At 47.6% G+C, this 19,743-nt stretch carries 14 protein-coding genes; 4 read left to right on the plus strand and 10 right to left on the minus strand.

The window, feature by feature from the left end; all coding sequences use genetic code 11:
* Nucleotides 1–698: 698 nt before the first annotated feature.
* The 8 genes from VLX91_01800 to VLX91_01835 all read right to left on the minus strand — a co-directional run bounded on the left by VLX91_01800 (nucleotide 699) and on the right by VLX91_01835 (nucleotide 14,659).
* Nucleotides 699–5,039: a VWA domain-containing protein gene (locus tag VLX91_01800; GenBank protein HUI28921.1), complete on the minus strand. Its 4,341-nt coding sequence runs from the start codon at nucleotides 5,037–5,039 to the stop codon at nucleotides 699–701.
* Between the two features lie 136 nt (nucleotides 5,040–5,175).
* Entirely contained in the window at nucleotides 5,176–6,150 is a 975-nt protein-coding gene (locus VLX91_01805; GenBank protein ID HUI28922.1) for a hypothetical protein, read from the minus strand.
* Between the two features lie 652 nt (nucleotides 6,151–6,802).
* Complete coding sequence (locus VLX91_01810) at nucleotides 6,803–8,017, minus strand: hypothetical protein (protein HUI28923.1); 1,215 nt, start codon at nucleotides 8,015–8,017, stop codon at nucleotides 6,803–6,805.
* Nucleotides 8,018–8,071: 54 nt separating this feature from the next.
* Nucleotides 8,072–8,449 carry a hypothetical protein gene (locus VLX91_01815; protein HUI28924.1) on the minus strand — a complete coding sequence of 126 codons (378 nt, stop codon included), beginning with the start codon at nucleotides 8,447–8,449 and terminating at the stop codon, nucleotides 8,072–8,074.
* A 181-nt stretch (nucleotides 8,450–8,630) separates the two neighbouring features.
* Nucleotides 8,631–9,896 carry a hypothetical protein gene (locus tag VLX91_01820; protein HUI28925.1) on the minus strand — a complete coding sequence of 422 codons (1,266 nt, stop codon included), beginning with the start codon at nucleotides 9,894–9,896 and terminating at the stop codon, nucleotides 8,631–8,633.
* A 53-nt stretch (nucleotides 9,897–9,949) separates the two neighbouring features.
* On the minus strand, nucleotides 9,950–10,504 hold the full coding sequence (locus VLX91_01825) for a hypothetical protein (protein HUI28926.1): 555 nt from the start codon (nucleotides 10,502–10,504) through the stop codon (nucleotides 9,950–9,952).
* A 453-nt stretch (nucleotides 10,505–10,957) separates the two neighbouring features.
* Nucleotides 10,958–14,011, minus strand: a complete 3,054-nt coding sequence (locus VLX91_01830) for a type IV secretion system DNA-binding domain-containing protein (GenBank protein ID HUI28927.1) — start codon at nucleotides 14,009–14,011, stop codon at nucleotides 10,958–10,960.
* Between the two features lie 21 nt (nucleotides 14,012–14,032).
* Nucleotides 14,033–14,659, minus strand: coding sequence for a hypothetical protein (locus VLX91_01835; protein ID HUI28928.1), 627 nt, complete (start codon nucleotides 14,657–14,659; stop codon nucleotides 14,033–14,035).
* Nucleotides 14,660–14,867: 208 nt separating this feature from the next.
* On the opposite strand from VLX91_01835, the gene VLX91_01840 reads away from it, so the two are divergent.
* From VLX91_01840 to VLX91_01855, 4 genes are read left to right on the plus strand one after another with little or no spacing between them, the layout of a single operon-like run.
* Nucleotides 14,868–15,170: a helix-turn-helix transcriptional regulator gene (locus VLX91_01840; GenBank protein HUI28929.1), complete on the plus strand. Its 303-nt coding sequence runs from the start codon at nucleotides 14,868–14,870 to the stop codon at nucleotides 15,168–15,170.
* Between the two features lie 4 nt (nucleotides 15,171–15,174).
* Nucleotides 15,175–15,837: a helix-turn-helix domain-containing protein gene (locus VLX91_01845; protein HUI28930.1), complete on the plus strand. Its 663-nt coding sequence runs from the start codon at nucleotides 15,175–15,177 to the stop codon at nucleotides 15,835–15,837.
* Nucleotides 15,838–15,841: 4 nt separating this feature from the next.
* On the plus strand, nucleotides 15,842–16,363 hold the full coding sequence (locus tag VLX91_01850; protein ID HUI28931.1) for a hypothetical protein: 522 nt from the start codon (nucleotides 15,842–15,844) through the stop codon (nucleotides 16,361–16,363).
* The gene (locus VLX91_01855) at nucleotides 16,350–16,853 is read left to right on the plus strand and encodes a crossover junction endodeoxyribonuclease RuvC (GenBank protein HUI28932.1); all 504 of its coding nucleotides are present in this window, start codon (nucleotides 16,350–16,352) and stop codon (nucleotides 16,851–16,853) included. The genes VLX91_01850 and VLX91_01855 overlap by 14 nt, the downstream gene beginning before the upstream one ends.
* A gap of 163 nt (nucleotides 16,854–17,016) precedes the next feature.
* Here the strand turns inward: VLX91_01855 and VLX91_01860 are convergent, their stop codons facing one another.
* Together VLX91_01860 and VLX91_01865 are read right to left on the minus strand one after the other, a co-directional pair.
* On the minus strand, nucleotides 17,017–18,951 hold the full coding sequence (locus VLX91_01860) for a PAS domain S-box protein (protein ID HUI28933.1): 1,935 nt from the start codon (nucleotides 18,949–18,951) through the stop codon (nucleotides 17,017–17,019).
* A gap of 184 nt (nucleotides 18,952–19,135) precedes the next feature.
* Entirely contained in the window at nucleotides 19,136–19,423 is a 288-nt protein-coding gene (locus VLX91_01865; GenBank protein HUI28934.1) for a hypothetical protein, read from the minus strand.
* Nucleotides 19,424–19,743 lie beyond the last annotated feature (320 nt).

Raw genomic sequence — 19,743 nt, forward strand, 5'->3', positions numbered from 1 at the left:
ATGGGAATATCCTCAATCGATCTCGGTGCCTAACTTATCATTGGTACACAAAACGGTATCAGGTCACCATTCGTGCTATTACTTACTTCGAGCCGAAGACCTCTTCAAGGATCCTCGCCGTATCCGTCTTACGAATGTTTTTCAATATCAAATTACGCAAATCGTTTGCGCTCTATCCTTGACGTGTAACGAATCAACCCAATTGCCTTGAGATTCAGGTACTCTTCTTCCGCGTCACCAATAAGCCCGAGCCGAAACTTCGCTACAATCGTTTCTACTGTGTGACGTGGCTTCCCATTGTCGTGTCTCCTTTGATCCAGTCTATATAACAATACTAACTCAGGACTGGATCACTTTTGGGAGGCACGTCAAGGAATTCACTTAAATTGATTCACTGCTACAGAATCATAAGAATACACTATTACATCTAGGCACACATGTATTGAAGTTTTTTACAGGTTCTTGATATAAACAATTGTGCATCGGTACACTACAAGTAAGTAGAACATATTATACTGTTCATTAGTCTATGTTTGACGTGAGAAGCCATTAATCCATAGGATCCTGAATTCTACTTCCATACTTCAACTTTCAAAATATGTATTTGATTCTACACTAGACAGTGATTCAATTAATCTCAAACTTACAATTATTCCTCTCTCGCGAGTTATTACTCCTATGAAATGTCCTCATTCCTATTAGAACATAAATCTCAATCCTGCTTCCACACCAACAAATGTGATCTTGTCGTTCTTAGGGTAGATATGGAAATAGTAAGCACCGATGTCTCCCGTCAACCACGGAAGAATTGGTTTGTCAATTCCCACTCCAGCACTAAGGCCTAGAGTAGCATCTATGCCTCTAGGTTTATATACACCCGCCCCAACCGCGGCATAGGCTTCCCAACCACCGAATGGGACGTATCCCTTAAAATAGGCAGTTCCTCCCACAATCTGAAAACCCGGGTCAAATCCATAACGACCAAATACTAGTTCTATCGCCCAATGACTCCAAAAGCGGTCCTGGAAATCGACTTCCACAAGGGCGCCCTGGTGGTAAATATTAGCAAACGTAGACACTGGCGATGTAATCCCTGCGTGCACACTTACTGAGAGCTGAGCCCGTTCCAGTTTTGAGAGTGGCCCATCGTATACAGTATCATTCATAACAGTAACTCTTATCTTCGGATCCGAGGTCAATGGCACATTCAAAGGAATTGTATAGTCACCATCTAAGAGATCGCTCATATTGGGGTTAACTGATCCAAGAGAAAGCGAAACATGAATGTGATCCCCATAATCAGGCCCCAAGAAGTTGTCAAATTGATCTTTGGGACGAATATGCAAGAGCATTTTTCTGCCATCGGCTGTCTTGTCGAACAACGAAACATAAAGATCCGATTTATCGCTCTCCGCTTTGCCAAAACGGACATCTGCAGATAAAATCTCTGTCCTTTGATAGTCCCCTATGGAATTATTTTTGCCCGCCACTTCGAAAATAATCGAGTAGGTACCTGCCATCTTGGTGTCGGAGAAAACCGCGGAATAACTGCCATCATCATTGTTTCGAAGTGTCAACTTTTCACCTGTCGGCCGCAGCTTCCTGAAAAATTCTGGATCACGGGAAAGAATCGCAAGTTTTTTCTGTGCTACGGTAGCTAGACTTTCTGCACGAAAATCATAAGGGACGGCTGGCATCGGATTGACGGACAAGAGTGTACCCAGGCTTAGCACCGGTTTCATAATTGTAGCAGTGACAGTCGTGGCATCAGTGATAGGTGCGTTATCGTACTTCAACTGCACACGCAAATTCAAAGAATCGCCAACAATGTACTCCTTTTGGCCCACGGAGAAGTTGTACTCCAATTGTGGCTCTTCTACAATCGCGGCCGATTCATAATCCGCCCCGCTCCTGCCAGTGATTTTCATATCCCATTTTCCACCTGCGCTGATATAATTCCCATTGATTTCTGTTGGCATATCAATCGAAAGGATCCGATAAAAGGATCCATTAATGAGCTTGCCGGAACCAGTGAGGTCAACTCCTCCTTTTAAAACGCTAAAACTCATCTTGTCCGATCGCTTCCAACTGAGTTTGAATATGACTTTCTTTACCCCATTATTCACCGTAAATGATTCTGTTGCTCCAATTGAATCTAATGTTCCATGCCTATAGGCGAGAAGCTGTGGACTTGCCTGTCGAAGAACATCAATTAATTCTTCCACATAGAATCGACGCAGATCTTCATCTGGTGCAGTCGTGAGCTTCGTTAATCCTGCCGTTGCCGTTGCGATATTGCTCAGCAAATTAACGAACCGTGGAGTTGCACCGACACCGATGGTGTTTATTTTTACATGGAGATCAGTATTCAATCTGGTGGCCGGAGTTGTAGGATCGATGTTGGACTGAGGACATCCAGGTTGATTTGCGATATCAAGATTAGGGTCTGTTACCATCGGATTTACATTTTGCATCCCATCGGTGAACAGCACAATATTACGCGGTCGTGTGGCATCGGTCAGCGTGCTGAGTGCAGATTGAAGGCCGCCTCCCATAGCCGTGAGGCTGTCGGGAGCCGTGGTTTGAGAGTTGATATCAGCGATCATCGCCGGAGCATTAGTAATGACCGGGAAGAGCCTCGTTCCTCCAATATTAAAATCCCTGATGTTTGTGCTAAAGTATGTGACCCCTAAGCGATCATCAGGGATTGCAAGTGCTGTCCAGAGTTGAATAAAGATTTCGACAGCCTCTTTGAGAACATCCAATTTCGCAGAACACCCTGGACACGCCGCATCGAGCATGCTTCCCGAACAATCCAGGACGAGCATAACGTCTACTGGAGTCCGCGTCGCAAGGCCGAGCGTCCACGCACCGCGGCCGAGCGTTCCGGCAAGGAGCAAATGATCCTGTTCTATGTAGTCAAGCCGTTGAACCGGAGCCGTTGGCAGATCTTCGCCAAGTCGACTCCAGGTGTTGAATGACGGGCCATCTGCGATGTAGACTCCGACATCCGTTCCTACTGCAATCGACCCGGAGGCAGTATTCGGAACAAACGCGATTGACCGCAAAGTTCCGGGGTTGAATGTTAATAAATTTCCTGTAATAGTAGTCCAGGTTGCACCTGTATCAGTCGTTTGATACACTCCCCGATTGGCACTCCAGAGCCCTTGGTCGGCAACCACGAAGGCCGTGTCAGGATTATTTGGGTCCATCTTGATACCTCGGACATAACCTCCAGGATATGTCGGTGAGGCAACAAGTGTGTCAGGCCTTGGGGATTTTCGAACGTACACCTGGCTGCCGGATCCAACATATAGAAGATCGGGATTACTTTGTGCTCCATAACAAATCGTTTCCAATCCGTCATCGTTCGCGGATATCGCTTTAATCATACTGATCGTCTCACCCTGGTCATCCGATTCGTATATGCCGTTGTATCCGGAAATAATCATACGGGATGGATCGACGGCATTTAATTGTAATGGTGTGTAAAATTGAGGTGAAAGAGCTGGGCCGCCGTTAAGGACTGTTAATTGGGGATATTCGACATTAATCTTTGTATTAGTCGCATCATAGGTCCTGCGTTGCAAGCCCCCCAAGTATTGTGAACTAACATACCGTATCGATTGCCCGGGTGTTGTACGATCATCAACAGCAACAACACCTCCATCTCCATAATCTACGTTAGACCAAAGGGTGCTCGCTGGAGATGTCTGTTCCGGGGTATCATTATCCTGAGTTCCTCCAATGATTATTTTGGAGTTGGCATCCCAGGCCGTTGAGTGAAACTCCGTAACTTGAATATCACCGTTCATGGAGGACCAATCACCATTGCTCGTTTGAGGATTGGTGCGGCGATAAATTCCGCCATCGTCAACTTCGAGGAGATCTCCGTTTGCCGCGAATCTTAAATCCCGTGAGTCTGCATGCGGAGCAGTATTGTGCAAGGTTCCGCTTTGTCCGTTCTGCGAATCGGTATACGGCACAAACTGGCTGCCGGCGGCGTTCGAAGCATCACCTCGAAATCGTGGACCATAATCACCGCCGACGTAAACAATATTTGCATTGTTTGGATCCGCAGCGATAGAGAGATGCAAGAATCCCTGGTGCCCAGGATGAGTTCCCATTCCTGAGGAACTAGGTAAATCCATCAACGTCCAGGTAGTGCCTCCGTCCCCCGACCGGAATACCGCCGATAATTGATCCGTATTTCCGCTTACGATCGCAGCATAGATATTATTATTGACGCCCATCGCCATCTCGATATTGCAGGCTGTGCGTATCGAATCATCTAGCGCACCGGAACTTACCTTGGTCCATGTTGCTCCATTGTCGGTGCTGCGGTACAAGCCGTTAACACCTGCGTTGGTATATAGTTGCGCGGAGTTAGTCGGGTTACTGATAAGATCGTATGATCCCCCTGCAGGCAATCCTGTGCCTGCACTTCCTGATATTTGCGTCCACGTAACGCCAAGATCGGTACTTCTCCAGATACCCCATTTTTGATAGGATGTAAGCACATAGACAACGGAAATGACAATAGTGGAACCCCGTGGAACGACTCCTGATATGCTGAATCCGTCCAGAACACCGCCACCATCGATGGGAATCCAGTTTGCCCCGCCATCCGTTGTTCGGAGAAGGCCGGTAAGGGGACCATTATCTCCGAAACTGCTATACGCACCGAATCCGGCGACAAGGGTCGAGTTTGTAGCATCCGTTGGATCGAATTCGAGTGCTCCGATAGAAGCCGATCGCGCCATGTCTGTCTGTGGAGTCCAATTGGGACTTGCGCTTGTGGCGTTGGTCGTCTTCCAAATACCGCCATTGACAGCTCCAACGTAAAGGATATTTGCGTCAGTGGGATGAGGAGCGAGTGCATTAATCGCTCCCTCGACCTCTCCGTCAAGAGTAGACACTTGACCGTGTGTGATCGGTCCCGGACCTCGTCTCGTCCAGGTCTGAGCGTGGCTACTTGTAGTGAAGAATAATCCTCCGAGGACCGCGATAGCTCCAAATTCAAACAACGCAGCTAGCATGAGCCGTAAGATTCGATTTGAATATGAATGTACGATACTGGCTGGAATTCGAGATGTTTGAGTCAACATATCATCCTCCTCTATGCTCTTTCGGATCGATGTCAAATATTCTTATGTACCGTCGTTTGATCGTCTCTCAGTTCGGAAATGGTCCGCGAAATTTCGTATCACGAATGGGCCAACTCCAGATCTCATTTCCGGTTCTGAGATTTATCGCACGTACACGCGCCTCTTGACTGACGAGCTTTCCATTGATTAATCGAGAATATGGTGGTGTGCGGCAAATAATTGTCGAATCCAAAGCGAAAAATGGTGCCCAGGACACGTGCATCCCAACTTCTCCGATCTTTTTGCCGTCCGTGCGGGAATAAATTGTCCAGCGATACTTATTCCATTCAGAGCTGTTTGCAATCTTCTTTGTTCCCAAGATATGATTTGCATTTGCTGAAAAGTATTGCGGGCCGACCACTTCGGTTAATCGTTCTGAAGTTTTCAGAATTTGACCGCCGACAGAGGGAGAAATTCTTTCAGTGGGGAGATGAGATGTCGCGCCTGTGGAAGGATCAAGTCTGAATGTGCCTCGAATTACAGAATTGCGCCGGGAAGGCATATTCGATACAGATGTATCGCGTACACCACGAGCCCATTCCGGGCGCGGCTTATATTCCCACGATATGACAACTTTGTCGCCGAAAAGATGAGCGCCGACGATAAACGTATCAGTGAGTCTCTCGTCTATCGAAACCTGAACACTCTGTGGCAGATTGATTGCGAAGGCTGATTTTCGCCCTCCATTTTGCTGTGTTTGAAGAATGACAATATCCAGGACATTTGTCTGGGCTGCAGGTTCACCTTGACAGATCAGCAAGTCGCCTTGAAGAATCAAGGGCTTGGCAGCTTCGTTGCTGTGCCACACAAGCGTTCCTTTGCCGATGTCAATTGCATCGATGCCGCCCTTTGGATTCATGACAAACATGAGTCCTCGTCCTAGATCGACAACAACGCCTTGCTGTAATTCAAAGATTTTTTCAATTTGCCCGAATGTTGGACACGATAGTGGCCCCAATGAGATCATGATGACTGTCAAAAGTGAGAAGGCAAGGGTCTTCATGTTACAAAGTACCGGTTTGATTTGAGTTAACTTTTCTGGGTACTTAGGTACATAAGATCTTGTGTGGATCGGATGTTTTGGCTTAACGATTGACCATACGAACATTTGGGTACGCGCCATATCTAGCCTACCCTTGTTGTCAGGGAAAATGTCCTTGAAAAAACTTGGAGGAATAGATGATTTGTCATGCAATTTCGAAGTGTCTATAACAGCGGCTGAGAGCATGGCTGTGAATCCGTTAATGCCCAGTAGAATTGCTACATTTTGATGAAATGCTGGCAAAATAGCGCTGGCAAATGCAGCTTGAACAAATGCAATCACTGTCCAAAGAGTCCAAATATAAATTTGGAGTCTGAAGAGACTGTGACAATTGTCTTTACCTGTCATGACCAAGTCAAGGGACTTTAGCGGGTGCTCATCTTTCTCTTTTCGCGACCTAGTTGCCCTTGTTATCAGGAACTGCTCGGACCCAAATAGGAACAAGACGGCCGCAGCAACACCTATCCAACCCCGAATCTCTCCGGATTGAACCGGGGCCGCCAAATAAGAAGCTGTGATCATGAGAACAATGCCAACCAACCACCACATAAGGCGCTCCTTTCTTTATCTGTCTTTTTGTAAAAAAGATCTCCACTCGGGTCGGCTGCTAGGTCTAGATCCCTAGAAGGCCGCCGCTTGTCTTGAGACTAATTCCCGGTGACCATACAGACGTCATTCCCTTGTTGAGGTCCCGATTCAGGGAAGCAATAATCCAAAATAAAGGACTCATGCGAATCTCAGCAACGATGCTTATGGATCCCTTTTCAGTCCCAATTCCGTTTCCACCAATGCCCAGCCGAAAATCCTGGTTTCCGTAACGATACATAATAGCATATGAGAGATATGTGGAATCGGCTTGCCCAGACAAAGCATATTGGCGATAATATCCGAGTTGTCCCAGCAGTTGGGAGTCTCCTAGGCCGATACCGCCATTTATCCAAACCCTAAATCGAGAGAGTGCGCTTTGCCTTATAATTGCATTATTAGCCCTGTAAACCGCACCTGCATCTACGTCTAACGTTGTCGCGTTCCAGCCGGGATTTGGTTTGATTTTTCTAAGCTCTAGGATGGCGGAATTGAATACGAAATGTTCAGCTTGATTCCTAAGCGCTTCAGCCTCAGCGTGGTATGATGGGTCTATCGCTTCTAATGTGTCTGCGTAGTTTCTCAGCTTATCAAGCATCCTGCTCAGAGAGTCGTTGGAAGTCACGGACACGCCAGTCGCAATGTAATTGTTTACGTTTTGGACCAAATCTTGAACCTCCTCGTAGATTTTTTGTATTTGAGGAGTCACTTTCTGGCCTTCGTGAGGTTTGGGAAGTGCATCAAGGGCCTCGATCGATGCTTTTGCCAGCAATTTTATCTTATTTGAATCAAGTCTTCCGTCACCTGAATTCAGGATTACTATTCTGGTTCCAATGGCCCAATCTTGGCTTGAATCCGCATTTTTAGAAGGTGCCGTTCCAAGAGACACCTGTGTGTTTGAGAGGATCCTAACAAGCTGGCTATTATAGTAGTCGTATAACTGAAGTTTGGACCCCATAAGCAATTGGTAAGGAGCAAATGTGATTGCGATCCCCGGAGATAATTCTCCCTTCAAGTTCACGGCGGGTTGCACGCTGGCCAAAAATGCCGAGATCGTGCCTGGTTGCTGGATATTATTCCCGGGGAGGCCAAGCAGATCAAAGGCAACGTCGTTCGGGATAGCCTGGAACCTTGCAACGCTATCAGCTGTCTCAACCGTCTGAGAAGAAGCATCAAGCCAACAAAACATAATAACGAGTCCTGCCAGAAGGGTACTGATACGTGGACTATGTCTTTTCTTCATATGAAACCTCACTGAATTTTTTGTTAGGAACTCAACTCGTATAATGGGCCTCATTTACTCAAAAGTTATTTGGTCACCCTTATGGACTATTTGACCGCTCCCCGGAGGTACTACTCCAGGAGCTGCATCCTGACATAGAACATTTCCACCTTGCTCCACTGAAACGGTGCAAACGAACGGCCCACCGGAATCACTTGGATCAGAAATAAATGAGTCCCACCATAAGGAACCGCCTATCAACTTAGTGGGATTCGTTTTCATGACAAATCGATCTGGTATGCTATCGTCAGTTCTTTGATCATTCCACGGCTCGAGAACTACGCCAGAGGAATCATAAACAAGTCCGTTGTAAATCCCTAGTTTCAAGTGAGTGACAGAAAACGTCCATGTTACAGTGCCGCCTTTCGGATCAATTTTTGCCGTGTTAGCCATGTTGATTCTCCTTTTGGTTGTTTGAATTGAATAGTTTACTCAGATACCGTTCTGTGTTCCACCTTCTGTACCTGCGTCCGACTAAATTCATGTCATGCGTTTCTCGAACAGCTCATGCAGAGATGGTTTCCATCTGTCGAGCGTGCAAATTCGGGAAAGTGTGTATCGTTCAAAGAGCAACTCAAGGATTAGGTACGCGCTGAGCTGGAATCTTCAGTCCCAGATATGTTCCCGAACTAATGCCCATCAACGCTAACCAGCTGGAATCTAAATCTTTTAACGTGAGGGCAGAGAAAGCAGAAACAAGGAAAAAAGTTCCAAAGAAAAGTGTCCATGCGAAAACTTGAAATCGGTGAAAGTTTATTCCTTGATTGTCGGAGAGTATATCGTTCAAGAATCCGCAGCTGAAAACGCTTGGCTCCAAATCTCTCATTCTCTTCGTCAGGGTGGTTACTTCCGATTCACGCGCTGGTATAGCTGGGTCGCTCGGGTTTTCGGCTTTGAGCTCAACAATCTTTGCTCTTAGCACATCGAGTTGAGTTGCCAAAGATGAATATTGAGTGGGCGCGCTGTCGTCGGGCTTTTCAAGATCGATCGCTACAGAACCGAGGGCAGTGCCTCCAGCTATCCCGAGTATTCCAAGTACCGACATCGGGAATGCTGGAAGTTCACCCACCACGACGCCAATAATAGTCATTGAAATGAATACTAGTATGAACCACCACGCCATCTGAAACCGAGCTAGACTGAATGTCTTTCGTTTCCCGTCAGGTGGAGTAGGACCCGCATCTCGCAGGATGTCAGTTCGTGATGCAAGTATGAGAAGAAGAACTACCATCAAGGCCAACAAAACAAAAGAACAGATTAGTGCGAAGACGTTGTAAACTATGAGCATTTTATGTACGGTGGACCGAATCGGATATCCATCTTCCCACCCGACGCTAATAGCGACATCGCGCGATGGGGATTCGATCCGCTGCAACAGATTCCAAGTTGACTTTGCTTGATCCGTATGAATGAGATGAAAGGATAATTGGCCATTCAGCTTGTTGATAGACGACGGATACAGACCCTTGAGAGGCATGTCGTTCAAAAAAAGGACTAGTTTCTGGTTGGGAGACTTAGCCTCACTTAACAAGCTGGCCAGGGCGTTAATTTTCAAGATAAGATTAGCCCCTGTTTTTATGGAATCAGAATATCCACTCCAATCAGAAGTGCAGTCTGTGACCGATGGAATAGAATCTTGCGGAGCCTGTCCTCTCCCGCTATTCATTGGAAGACAAATGAAAATCAATAGACAGTAGCCGGCGATAAGAGATTTTGGGCAAATCCGCTTGTTTCTTGGTCTTATTGTGCTTCTTGATGGGTCGACCGGGGAAATAGTTATGTTAACCTCTCCGGTGTACGCGATTGACTTAATATTTTCTTCTCCCAACATTTTGAGCATGGAACCTCCTGAACTTACTTCTACGTTCTAACCGTGCTCCCGTGCGGAGTTCATCATCCGCCGAAAAGCTTTCCTATTGAACCGAACAATACCTGCCAAAAAACACCGTGCTGTACCGCGAAGCCAATCCTCACAAGAATGTGAGACTCCGAGCTAACTTCGAGTTTTTCATACACAACCGGCAACAAAACCAGGGCTATTATTAAGGATAATACGAGGCTCGACAGAGTGATATTCACGTTAACGGCTATGCCGGATTTCAGCTGCATAGCAGCTGAGCTAAATAGAACTCCGACAACGAGACCTATATAGATGATAATTTGTTGTCCAAGATCCACCTTAGACCCCTTTGGTTGAACCGATTTATCTCCAGATTGTTTGGGATGTGTTTCATATTTTTGATAGTGGTGGGAATGCATCCCCAAGTCTGCCTCCACCTTCATCTGTTCTTTAGGATGTCCGTGTGCCAAATTCTTTTCCGAGATTATTTTGTTTGAATCAATTGCAGAAAACTCGGATATCGGTATTGTGGGGTCTTCTCCGACAGGTTCTTTGGTTAGATGAGGGTGCGTACGTTTGCTTAGATCAAAGTATGATAATAATGACATTGAAAGTCTCCTCCCTAAAGTCAAACCATTTGTTAACTGCAGTTGGCGATACTCACAGCTGACAACGCGATTTCATACTGCTTCCCCTTTAGACTGTCCATCATTTAGATCAGGATTTTTCTCCTGACCGCGAGCGAGAGCAATTCCTAAGATCGTCCCAACCTTGAATCAGTCATAAGGAAAGCCTTTGGACACCGCTCCACTCAGAATTAAGTGCAAGAAGCGTACCTATCCAAGAACTCCGAAAACAACTCACTATGCTATGACGATTATTCTGTTGGGAAACGAGTTGCCCATCACCGTGGGCAAGGACATTCCCATTGCAAGCCTGCAGTCTAATAACGCCAATTCCTCGGCGTACTCTTGGAGATGTGGAATATAAGAGAAGCGATCATGGTGGGATGCATGACACATAAAAGGACAGTTTCCGATATCAAGTGCCCCTAATGAAATTCATTTATCCCCCTTGAGTCGCCGAATCGACCGCAATATCACTTCAGCAATCGCCCGCCGTTTCTTTTCACTATCTACAGCCCCACCAACGGGGCTGTCCACTTTGACTCTGCGCGCATGTATTATTTGTTCTTGATGGATTTCTCCCCGACCTTCTCGTTCAAAAAAACTGGCCAGCCCATCTGTTTGGATCACCGTGACCTTGCCTAGTTCATTAGGTTCAAGCCCGTTTGTAGAGATTGTGGTTATTTTTTCAAGATTCCTTTCATGATGGGCCACGACCACCACCTTGTCATATCCTGCAGCAAGACATTTCTTGATGTTCTTAAGTTCGTGAACTTCATCAGTGGTAACACAGACTTCAAAGGCTATTTTCTTTCCCTCTCTTTCCAGCCCGACATCGACTCGTCCCTTACCGTCCGGCGTCGGCTCTTCAATGGTCGCACTGTACCCCCAGTCCTCTGCCGTCAGTTTTATCAGGTTCTGCAAATACCTGTGCTGCGAGACTGATTTTTCTTCAGAGCTTCTTTCCAGAGACGGCGGTGGGACTTTGCGTTTTGCTTCCTGCCTGACTGCTTCACGTCCGCTCGCGTTGGTCAGCGCTTCTTCTGGCTCATTGACTTTCGTTTGAGGGGCTTCTTCCTTAACCGACAAAATAACCTTCTCAGCGTCAGATGGCCGGGAATATTTCTTTCTTGACCGCTCTAATACTTCTTCCGCTGTCTTCTTCTCTACGGCGGCATCGATCTTCTCTTCTGGGTACGTCTTGATGTTGAAGTCATGGTCCGATCTGTCCACTCGCACAATGCCTTCACCGACGCTGAGCTCCTGGAGATCGCGCGGATCGAAGTGTGAAAATCCCTCTGATAATTTCTCGGCATCCGCGTCTCCGAGCCGGAAACATATTCTCGTGCCGGCGTTGGAAATTACAGAATCTGCCACTCCTCTATCCCGTTCGTATAACTGTCTGAGATTTTGATGGGAAAGAGTTAATCCGAGGTGATACTTGCGTGCACCCGTGAGAACCGTTGCCAAAGAAGGGGTGATGAAATTCTGAAATTCATCTATATAGAAGTAGAAATTATCTCTTGATCCATCGCTTAGCGCCTGTCGTGCCATAATGGCTTGATGTATCTTTGAAACGACCAGCGCCCCTAAGAGGTATGAGTTCTCCTCACCGATGAGACCCTGGGACAACTTCACAAGAAGGATCTTCTTCTGGTTCACGATCTCATTAAAATCAAGCCCCTCCTTCTGATTGACTATGTTTCTCAAGATCTGCGGTCTCAGGAAAATATCGAGCCTCGTTAGGATTGATGCTTCCGGTCTCCCATGAAGCAGCGGAAATTCTTTATTCCAGAAATATCGTAGATCACGGTCCGTGACCGTCTCCAAGAACCTATCACGAAACTCTTTCTCGACCAGGAATTTCCGTAAATCCATCAATGTCCCACCTACACTGCTCTCCGCAAATACTGTTGCGGCATTCCCGAGCACTGTGGTCATCTGATCTCCCCAGCTGGTGGCAAACCTTTTGAAGATTGCGACAAGGTCGGAAGAGAGAACGGTCTTTTCTATCTCCGAAGTGGCTGAGAGTATATTGAAGCCCGCAGGGTACTCGCTGTCGGAGGGGTCGATGATGATCACGTCTTCGAATCTTTCTTCCGGCACGCGGCAGAGCACGCCTTCGGCCAGATCGCCGTGCGGGTCAAGAAGCGCAAGTCCGTCACCGTTTTTCATGTCCTGCACAATCAGGTTGAGGAGGAGTGTCGACTTTCCCGTCCCGGTGGCACCGACGACATGCATGTGTTTCGTTCTTTGCTCGGGACTTATGGAAACAACTCTCCTAATGCCATGGTGAACATTCTCACCGATAATGAGGTTGTGACCGACGACGTCAACAGGAGCCTGCCTTGTTCCTGTCGTCACTCTCGAAAGTTTCTCGGAGATTACATCTGACGACGGCGGATGCACAAACCCGCACAACTCTTCGCTGTTCAGTATCATGCCGCTACGCCTCGTGAGGCGCCAGACGATATCTCTCAAATGTTCCTCGTCGTCATAACCCTCGTTGTTCAACGGTATGAATTCGTTGCTTTCCGGTCTCGAGAATGTTCTGAATGTTGCCGCAAGCGACCTCGCTATCTCATAAGCCCGGCTCTCGGAGCCGGCACTCCCCAGGACCCTGAATCCAACAGCGTAAAGCGGCTTGCTTATTTTCTCATGGGCTAACTTCACCATCTCGGGCGAATCAACAAAGAATGAAGTCCCGTCAAAATCGGTCACCGACCTCATGATGCTCTCCGCCCATGGATTGTGGACTGACTGAAAGAGAACCTGGAAGATGCCTGTTTCACCTTTGGAGAGGCTCTCCAGAGTCGCATATATGCCAGTCAGGGGATCGATGTTGAAGTTCTTGAATGCTTTGATCGGCCTCATGAATTCATCCGACAATCCGAAATCCACGATTGCGGAGCTGCGGTCGTTGTTTCCCAATCCGGACGCGATTTTGCTTTCGCCAGAGGGGTCCATCCGGACGGGGTCTATCACAACTCCGGGAAAGTATGCTTTGAGATGATGCGAAACCTGGTCCGCATCGGAGGCGCGGCTGACGAATTGCACCGTTATAGCTTCATGCGTCCCGATGATCTCGAAGCTCAACGGAAACTGCGTGTAAGAAAGGTTGAGAAGGAGCTGCTCAACGCCCAGGAAGGAAATGTCGCTCTCCCTCGGGAGCGTGATTTCAAGCTCGACAAGTTCTGAGCCATCCTCGAAAGGGCTCGGCTCCGCCGCATAATCATCGATGCTTGAATCGAAAGACGGTTCGTTCTCTTCATGTCCCTTGAACAGATTCCCGACCTTTTCCACGAGCGAGCTTATAAGAGTAGGCTTCCTTCCGTCATCGATCACCGGTTGACGGTAGAAAAAGGTTGCCCGGTTGAACGGTACGTATGGTGGTTCAAGGCCGACGGGAAAGTCATAAATATCCCAACCTCTTCCCCTGTATTCCCAGAGGTAGAAATTCTCCGTCAATCGCTCGGCAAGAGTAAACACCGCGGCCTCGAAAAATTAGTGTTACTGGAAAAGCTTCTCGTTTATTATCGGCTTGCGCTCCGCTTCTGAGAGCGCCCGTATCCCTTTCGCGCTCGTCTGTTGTTCAAGAGCCTCCTGTACTGCGCTGCCGATACTATCCTGGAACATGATAGCGGTATCCTTCCTGAAATAAGTATCGGGCATAAGGTGCTTCATCAGCCGGCCTCCCATGAAAGGGATCATCGAGAGGAAAATCTGACCTCCAGTCGGTCTCTCTCCGAGCCACCACGAGGTGAAGAATCCGGGCCCAAATGGAGCAGCGCAGATGTCGAACAAAAGCTCGAACCTCTGAATTCTCAGGTACTCGCGTTTGGCCGAATAAAACGCGGTCTCATGTTGTTCGACACGGGAAATGCGCAGATTGGGTATGTTCTTAGCCTTCACAAGTTCCGTCACCGCATTGTAAAACTCCTGAACAGAAATCTGGAACCCCTCAAATGAGTGATGCCAGTGCGAGAACGCAACTACCTTTGCTCGCTTTTTCTGGATGCTCGCCGCTATCCCGATAAGGATAATTAGTAGCAGTCCGAAAGCGGCCGTAAGGAGTACAAAGGTAAGAGTGCTCGGTCCGGTGTCTTGATGAGTCCCATAAGAATAATTCTGATACATGACTACCTCCTTCGCTACGGTTAATAAACTTCATTGAAGTCTGTTTAACTTTTCACGACTATCCACGCTCTCCGACAAGAATTTAGCCAATTAGACCAAAAATTAAAACTTAGACAACGCTAGTTAAATCCTCGAATATCACTATTTGCCCAATCCGGCATTTTCGCCATCCTTATTTGTGAATGCGCTCGGTTGATATCCTAAAAGTATGGAGAACAAAAATCGTCGGAGGATACCGAGCCTTCTCAGGAAATACCGGAGGGTGAGAGGGTTCAAGCAGAAAGAGGTCGCGATGTTGCTCAACCTCAAGAGCCCGAGCCGCATATCGCGCTGGGAGAAAGGGGCGTGCTTCCCGAGCGTCAAGAACCTGTTCCGCCTCGCGATCATATATAGAGTGCTGGTCGACGCAATCTTCCCCGATCTATACCATTCGCTTAAGGAAGAACTGAAGAAACGGGAAGATGATCTTTTCGGTCGGAAGGGGCCTTCCAAGAAGGCGGCTTTGGATTAAAGCCATGGAACGAAGGGTCATACGCCCCGGCGAGTGGTATTGGGCGGATAAGGCGGTCATCCAGGAATATGCCAGGAAACTGGGCCTTCTGACCGTCGGGGTGTACCACTTTCTTGCAAGCATGGTGGACGAAAACCAGGACTGTTATCCGTCCCAAAAATACGTCGCGGAAAGGATCGGCTGTTCGAGGGAATCAGTATCCAGGGCAGTTAAGAGGCTTGTGGAAAATAAGTTGATAAGTGTGTGGAAGACCCCCGGGGAAAGGAAGGTGTACCACCTTCTGCCGGTCACTATGTTCTTTAAAGAAACGAAGGTGTCCCGTAAAGGCACTCCGGATGTATCACGAGAAGACACAAACAACAATAAGGGAACAAGAAATAAGAACAATAACGTTGTTGGTGTCAAAAAATCTTATCCCTCGGATACGACTGAGGTCAAACCTCCCGAAGGCAGCGACCGCGAGATTAAGGAAAAATTATTGGCCCATGATCTATCCGAAGCCCTTGACGACCGAGACCATCTCTCGATCTACCTTTCATACGCGAAGAAATACCCCGAACCATTCCTGAGGCGCATCTTGTCGGAGACCAGGATGACGCCGGAATCAAGGATCAGAAAGAGTCGGGCGGCATTATTCAGGTACCTTTTGAACATCTATGCAGAGTGAACCAATGAGGATCATCTCGGTTAACCCCGGATGGAGGCACACCGGAATCGCGGTGTTCCGGGGATCGGATCTCGACGACTGGAGAGTGAAATCAATACGGCACAGAACGGCCGACGAGATATACGGCATTATGACAGCGACGCTCGACGACTTGGCGGAAACGTATGGCGTGAAGGTTCTAGCGATGAAAAAACTTCATCCGGCAAGAAGTTCAAGAAATCTTCGCGAACTTACAACAGAAGTGAAAAGGTGGGCCGCAAAGAGAGGTCTTGTTGTCCGTGATTTCTCGATAAAGGAGGTCGAGTCGTCCTTTCTATCTCTAGGGATGTTGAACAAGGCACGTCTTGTGGAGGAGGTGGTCGCAAGATATCCTGTCCTCTGCTCGGAACTTGAGATTGGGGGACGAAGCCATAGCCCATATTCCATTCGCATGTTTGAGGCGGTCGCTTTGGGAATGAAATGCCTGAGCGATTTGGAAAAGGAAAAAGGTCGGAAAATAATCTTGACAAATCATGAGAAACAATAAAAGGATCCTGGCAATCGATCCCGGTACGCATTATATCGGCGTGGCAGTTCTTGTCGGCCCGAAGCTTGTGTACTATGGAGTGAAAACGCTCTCTCGGCGAAAGCCGACGCGTGAAGCGCTCAAAGAGGGACGGAAAGTTATTGGATTACTGATCGATGACTTCAGTCCGTCAATACTCGCTGTAGAGAAGACGTTTTTCGCAAAAAGCAGCAACGGGACTCTTCTCAACACGTTCGCACGTGAAATAGTCTGGATAGGCAAGAGGAGAGGATTGAGTGTAGAAGTTATGGCAGCAAATACCGTCCGAAAGATCGTATGCAAGAACGGCAAAGCTACCAAGCAGGACGTGGGAAAGGCCGTTGTTAGCCTTTATCCAGAATTGTCGCCATATCTCTCGTCAGACCGGAGGTGGAAGGAGAAGTTCTACTACAACATGTTTGATGCAGTGGCGCTGGGGTTGGCTTCCAATGATAAACACGAGATGTTTTAAGCGAATGCTTTCAAGCCGTACAACGGGTTCTTAAATCCCCTTTAAAAGAACTGCATCTTCCGGACCTCCCGATCAACGGAGAATGACCCGAAAAAACTTAACCATGTTTGATTAGCGATAACAATTTCTTGATCTGATCCCGATGCCCCAACGTTGAGATGTCTTATACGCCTAACCTTCCCAGCGTGCGATAAATTTTCATCAGCAGTTCGTCGGTCTCATATGGTTTCGGCAAGAAATCTGTGGCCCCTTTCTCTAACGCATCAGCTTTCACCTCTGGCTCAAGGTAGCCGCTCGCCAACATAACCTTCACTTCAGGATTTAATCTCTTGAGTTCGGAGAGAACTTCAGTGCCTCCCATTTCGGGCAACCCCATATCGAGAATGACCAGGTTCACTTCATTCATGTGCACCTTGTAAGTCAAGAGGCCATTCAAACCATCGGCTGCAAGGAGCACTTTGTACCCGTTGTCTTCAAGAAATGTCTTGAAGAAATCTCTGAGCGGTTCTTCATCCTCAATCGCGAGTATCAACTCGCCATGACCTTTGAGGAATTCCATCCCCTTCTTTTCTTCATGACGAAACACTTCTATTGTTTGAGGAGGGATCGGGAAATAAAGAGAAAATGTGGTACCTTTGCCGACCATGCTTTCAACATCGATAAGACCATTGTGAACCTTCATGATTCCGTACACAACTGACAACCCCAGTCCTGTCCCCTGTCCGCCCTTCTTTGTCGTGAAGAAGGGCTCAAAAATGTGCTTGAGTGTTTCTTTATCCATACCCGTGCCGGTGTCCTTTATCTGGAGAAGGAGGTACCGGTCAGTTTCATTTTCCCGGAAGCGTTCGTTCAGCATTTCGCGACCGATCTTCTTCGTAACAATGCTTATAGTCCCTCCGTTGAGCATTGCGTCACGCGCATTCACGCAGAGGTTGAGGAGAACCTGATTAAGTTGATTTGGGTCAGCATGGATCAAAGGAATATCCTGCTCAATCTCTACATGAAAAACGATCTTTTGGGGAAATGTTTCCTTAAGAAGGGCAGTAACCTCATTGACAACATCTCCTATCCTCACCGATTCGGTCACGACGTCAACTTTCCGGGCAAAAGTGAGGAGCTGTTTCACCGTATTGGCACCGCGCTCAATCGCTTTTCTAACCGCCTCGAAGCTTTTCCTAACCCTTTCTGAGTCCTGCCGCCACCTCTCCATGATCCATACATGCGATAGAATCACGTTTAAGATATTATTGAAGTCGTGAGCTATCCCGCCGACGAGAGTTCCCAACGTCTCAAGCCTCTGTGATTGGAAAAGCTCCTCCTCCAATTGCCTTTCGCTGGTTTCATCTATGAGATATCCGCGGACATAGTTAAGGTTACCCACGGAATCGAACTCGCCGACTGCATTTTCGCTGACGTACATCCTCTTGCCATCTCGGCGGACGTATTCTGTCTTATGTTCTTTCAACTGTTTTCTTTCCTTGATGAGTTCGATGAATTTCATGCGATTAGCTGGTATCGGATATAACGACGACACGTTTGCCTTCAAAACCTCTTCCCTGGAAGGGAAAGCGAAAAGTCTGGCAAAAGCACTGTTGCAATCGACAAATGCTCCATCCGGCGTTGTCACGTAATGGGGAGCGATATCTTCATCGAAAAAACTCCGGTACCTGTTCAATGTCTCTCTTAAGGCTTCATCGTCCTTGAAATGATTAGTGTTGTCGGCGATGGTTCCGATGACGGTCGGATGATTCTTGCACTTGACGAAAGCACCACGGATTTCAGCATACACGGGTTTTCCGTCTCTGGTTATTCCGTGGAACGAGTGCCTGAAGTCAGGACTTTCCCCTTTGAGACACAGATTAATGTTTTCTGAGAGTCTCGTCCCGTCATCCCCGGCGGCTAAATCCAACGGGCCGAGCTTGTCAACGATATCTGAAGCCTCATAGCCAAACATTTCCGCAAAGGTTTCGTTAACATAACGGAACACGCCGTGCTGGACTAGGAAAACTCCGGTTACCGAAGACTCTGCGAGCAAGCGGGAGACGGTATGTGGGTGGATTTTGCTCCGGCCTGATTTGGTTCTTCTGACGCGTTTCATATCGGCCAACACGTCTCGTCATATAGAGGGACAGCAATGGTGTTTCCACTTGTAAGGGTGTGGCGTTTCGTCGAATTCCCCTCCTATCCTATCGAAAATAATCTGCCCAAACTTTAGGCGATAACAGAAATCAGAGGCCCACACCATCGTCCATCGGGTTGTGATGTGGGCTATTGTTACGGTGTCAGGAGATGGTTCTGATCGTCTTCACGAGATCAACCATGAGGATAACCAGGGCAAAGGCCCCAAGTATTGCAGGTACTACATACACATCATGGTAATTCCATCCTGGAAACCAGTAGCCGAATATCGGCGATCCCAGCCAGGCTCCGATCCATCCCCAGACAATTGTACCGAGGAGTGAAGCGAAGCCGGTTCTTATACGCAATTTCAGCGCATAATACAGAATGAGAGACACGATAACGCTGATCACGAGTAAGACGAGAAAGCTGACGAAATCCATTCCGATCATGTTTCTTCCCTTTCATTTTGGGTTATAGTTTGGATGAGTTGCCCCCTGTCGGAAGCGGACCCTGGTCCAAAGAAATTATATCGGGAAATAATTGTGATGAACCTTCCAGATTGGTTTGCGCAGAATGAAGTTCGACCTTTTCGATAATCTCCAGAGCCGTTCCCCTCTGCACAAGCCTCATCTTAAGAATAGGGACACATAAAACAGATATGACTGTGACCAAGAAAAGTACCGACCGAAGAATGTATCCGCTGCGCCCTTGAAACTTCTCCATCATAGATACTCCGTACGTTTCGTACACCGCTATCCCCTGTGTCGCG

Source organism: Candidatus Acidiferrales bacterium (assembly GCA_035515795.1).
Classification (GTDB): domain Bacteria; phylum Bacteroidota; class Ignavibacteria; order Kryptoniales; family JAKASW01; genus JAKASW01.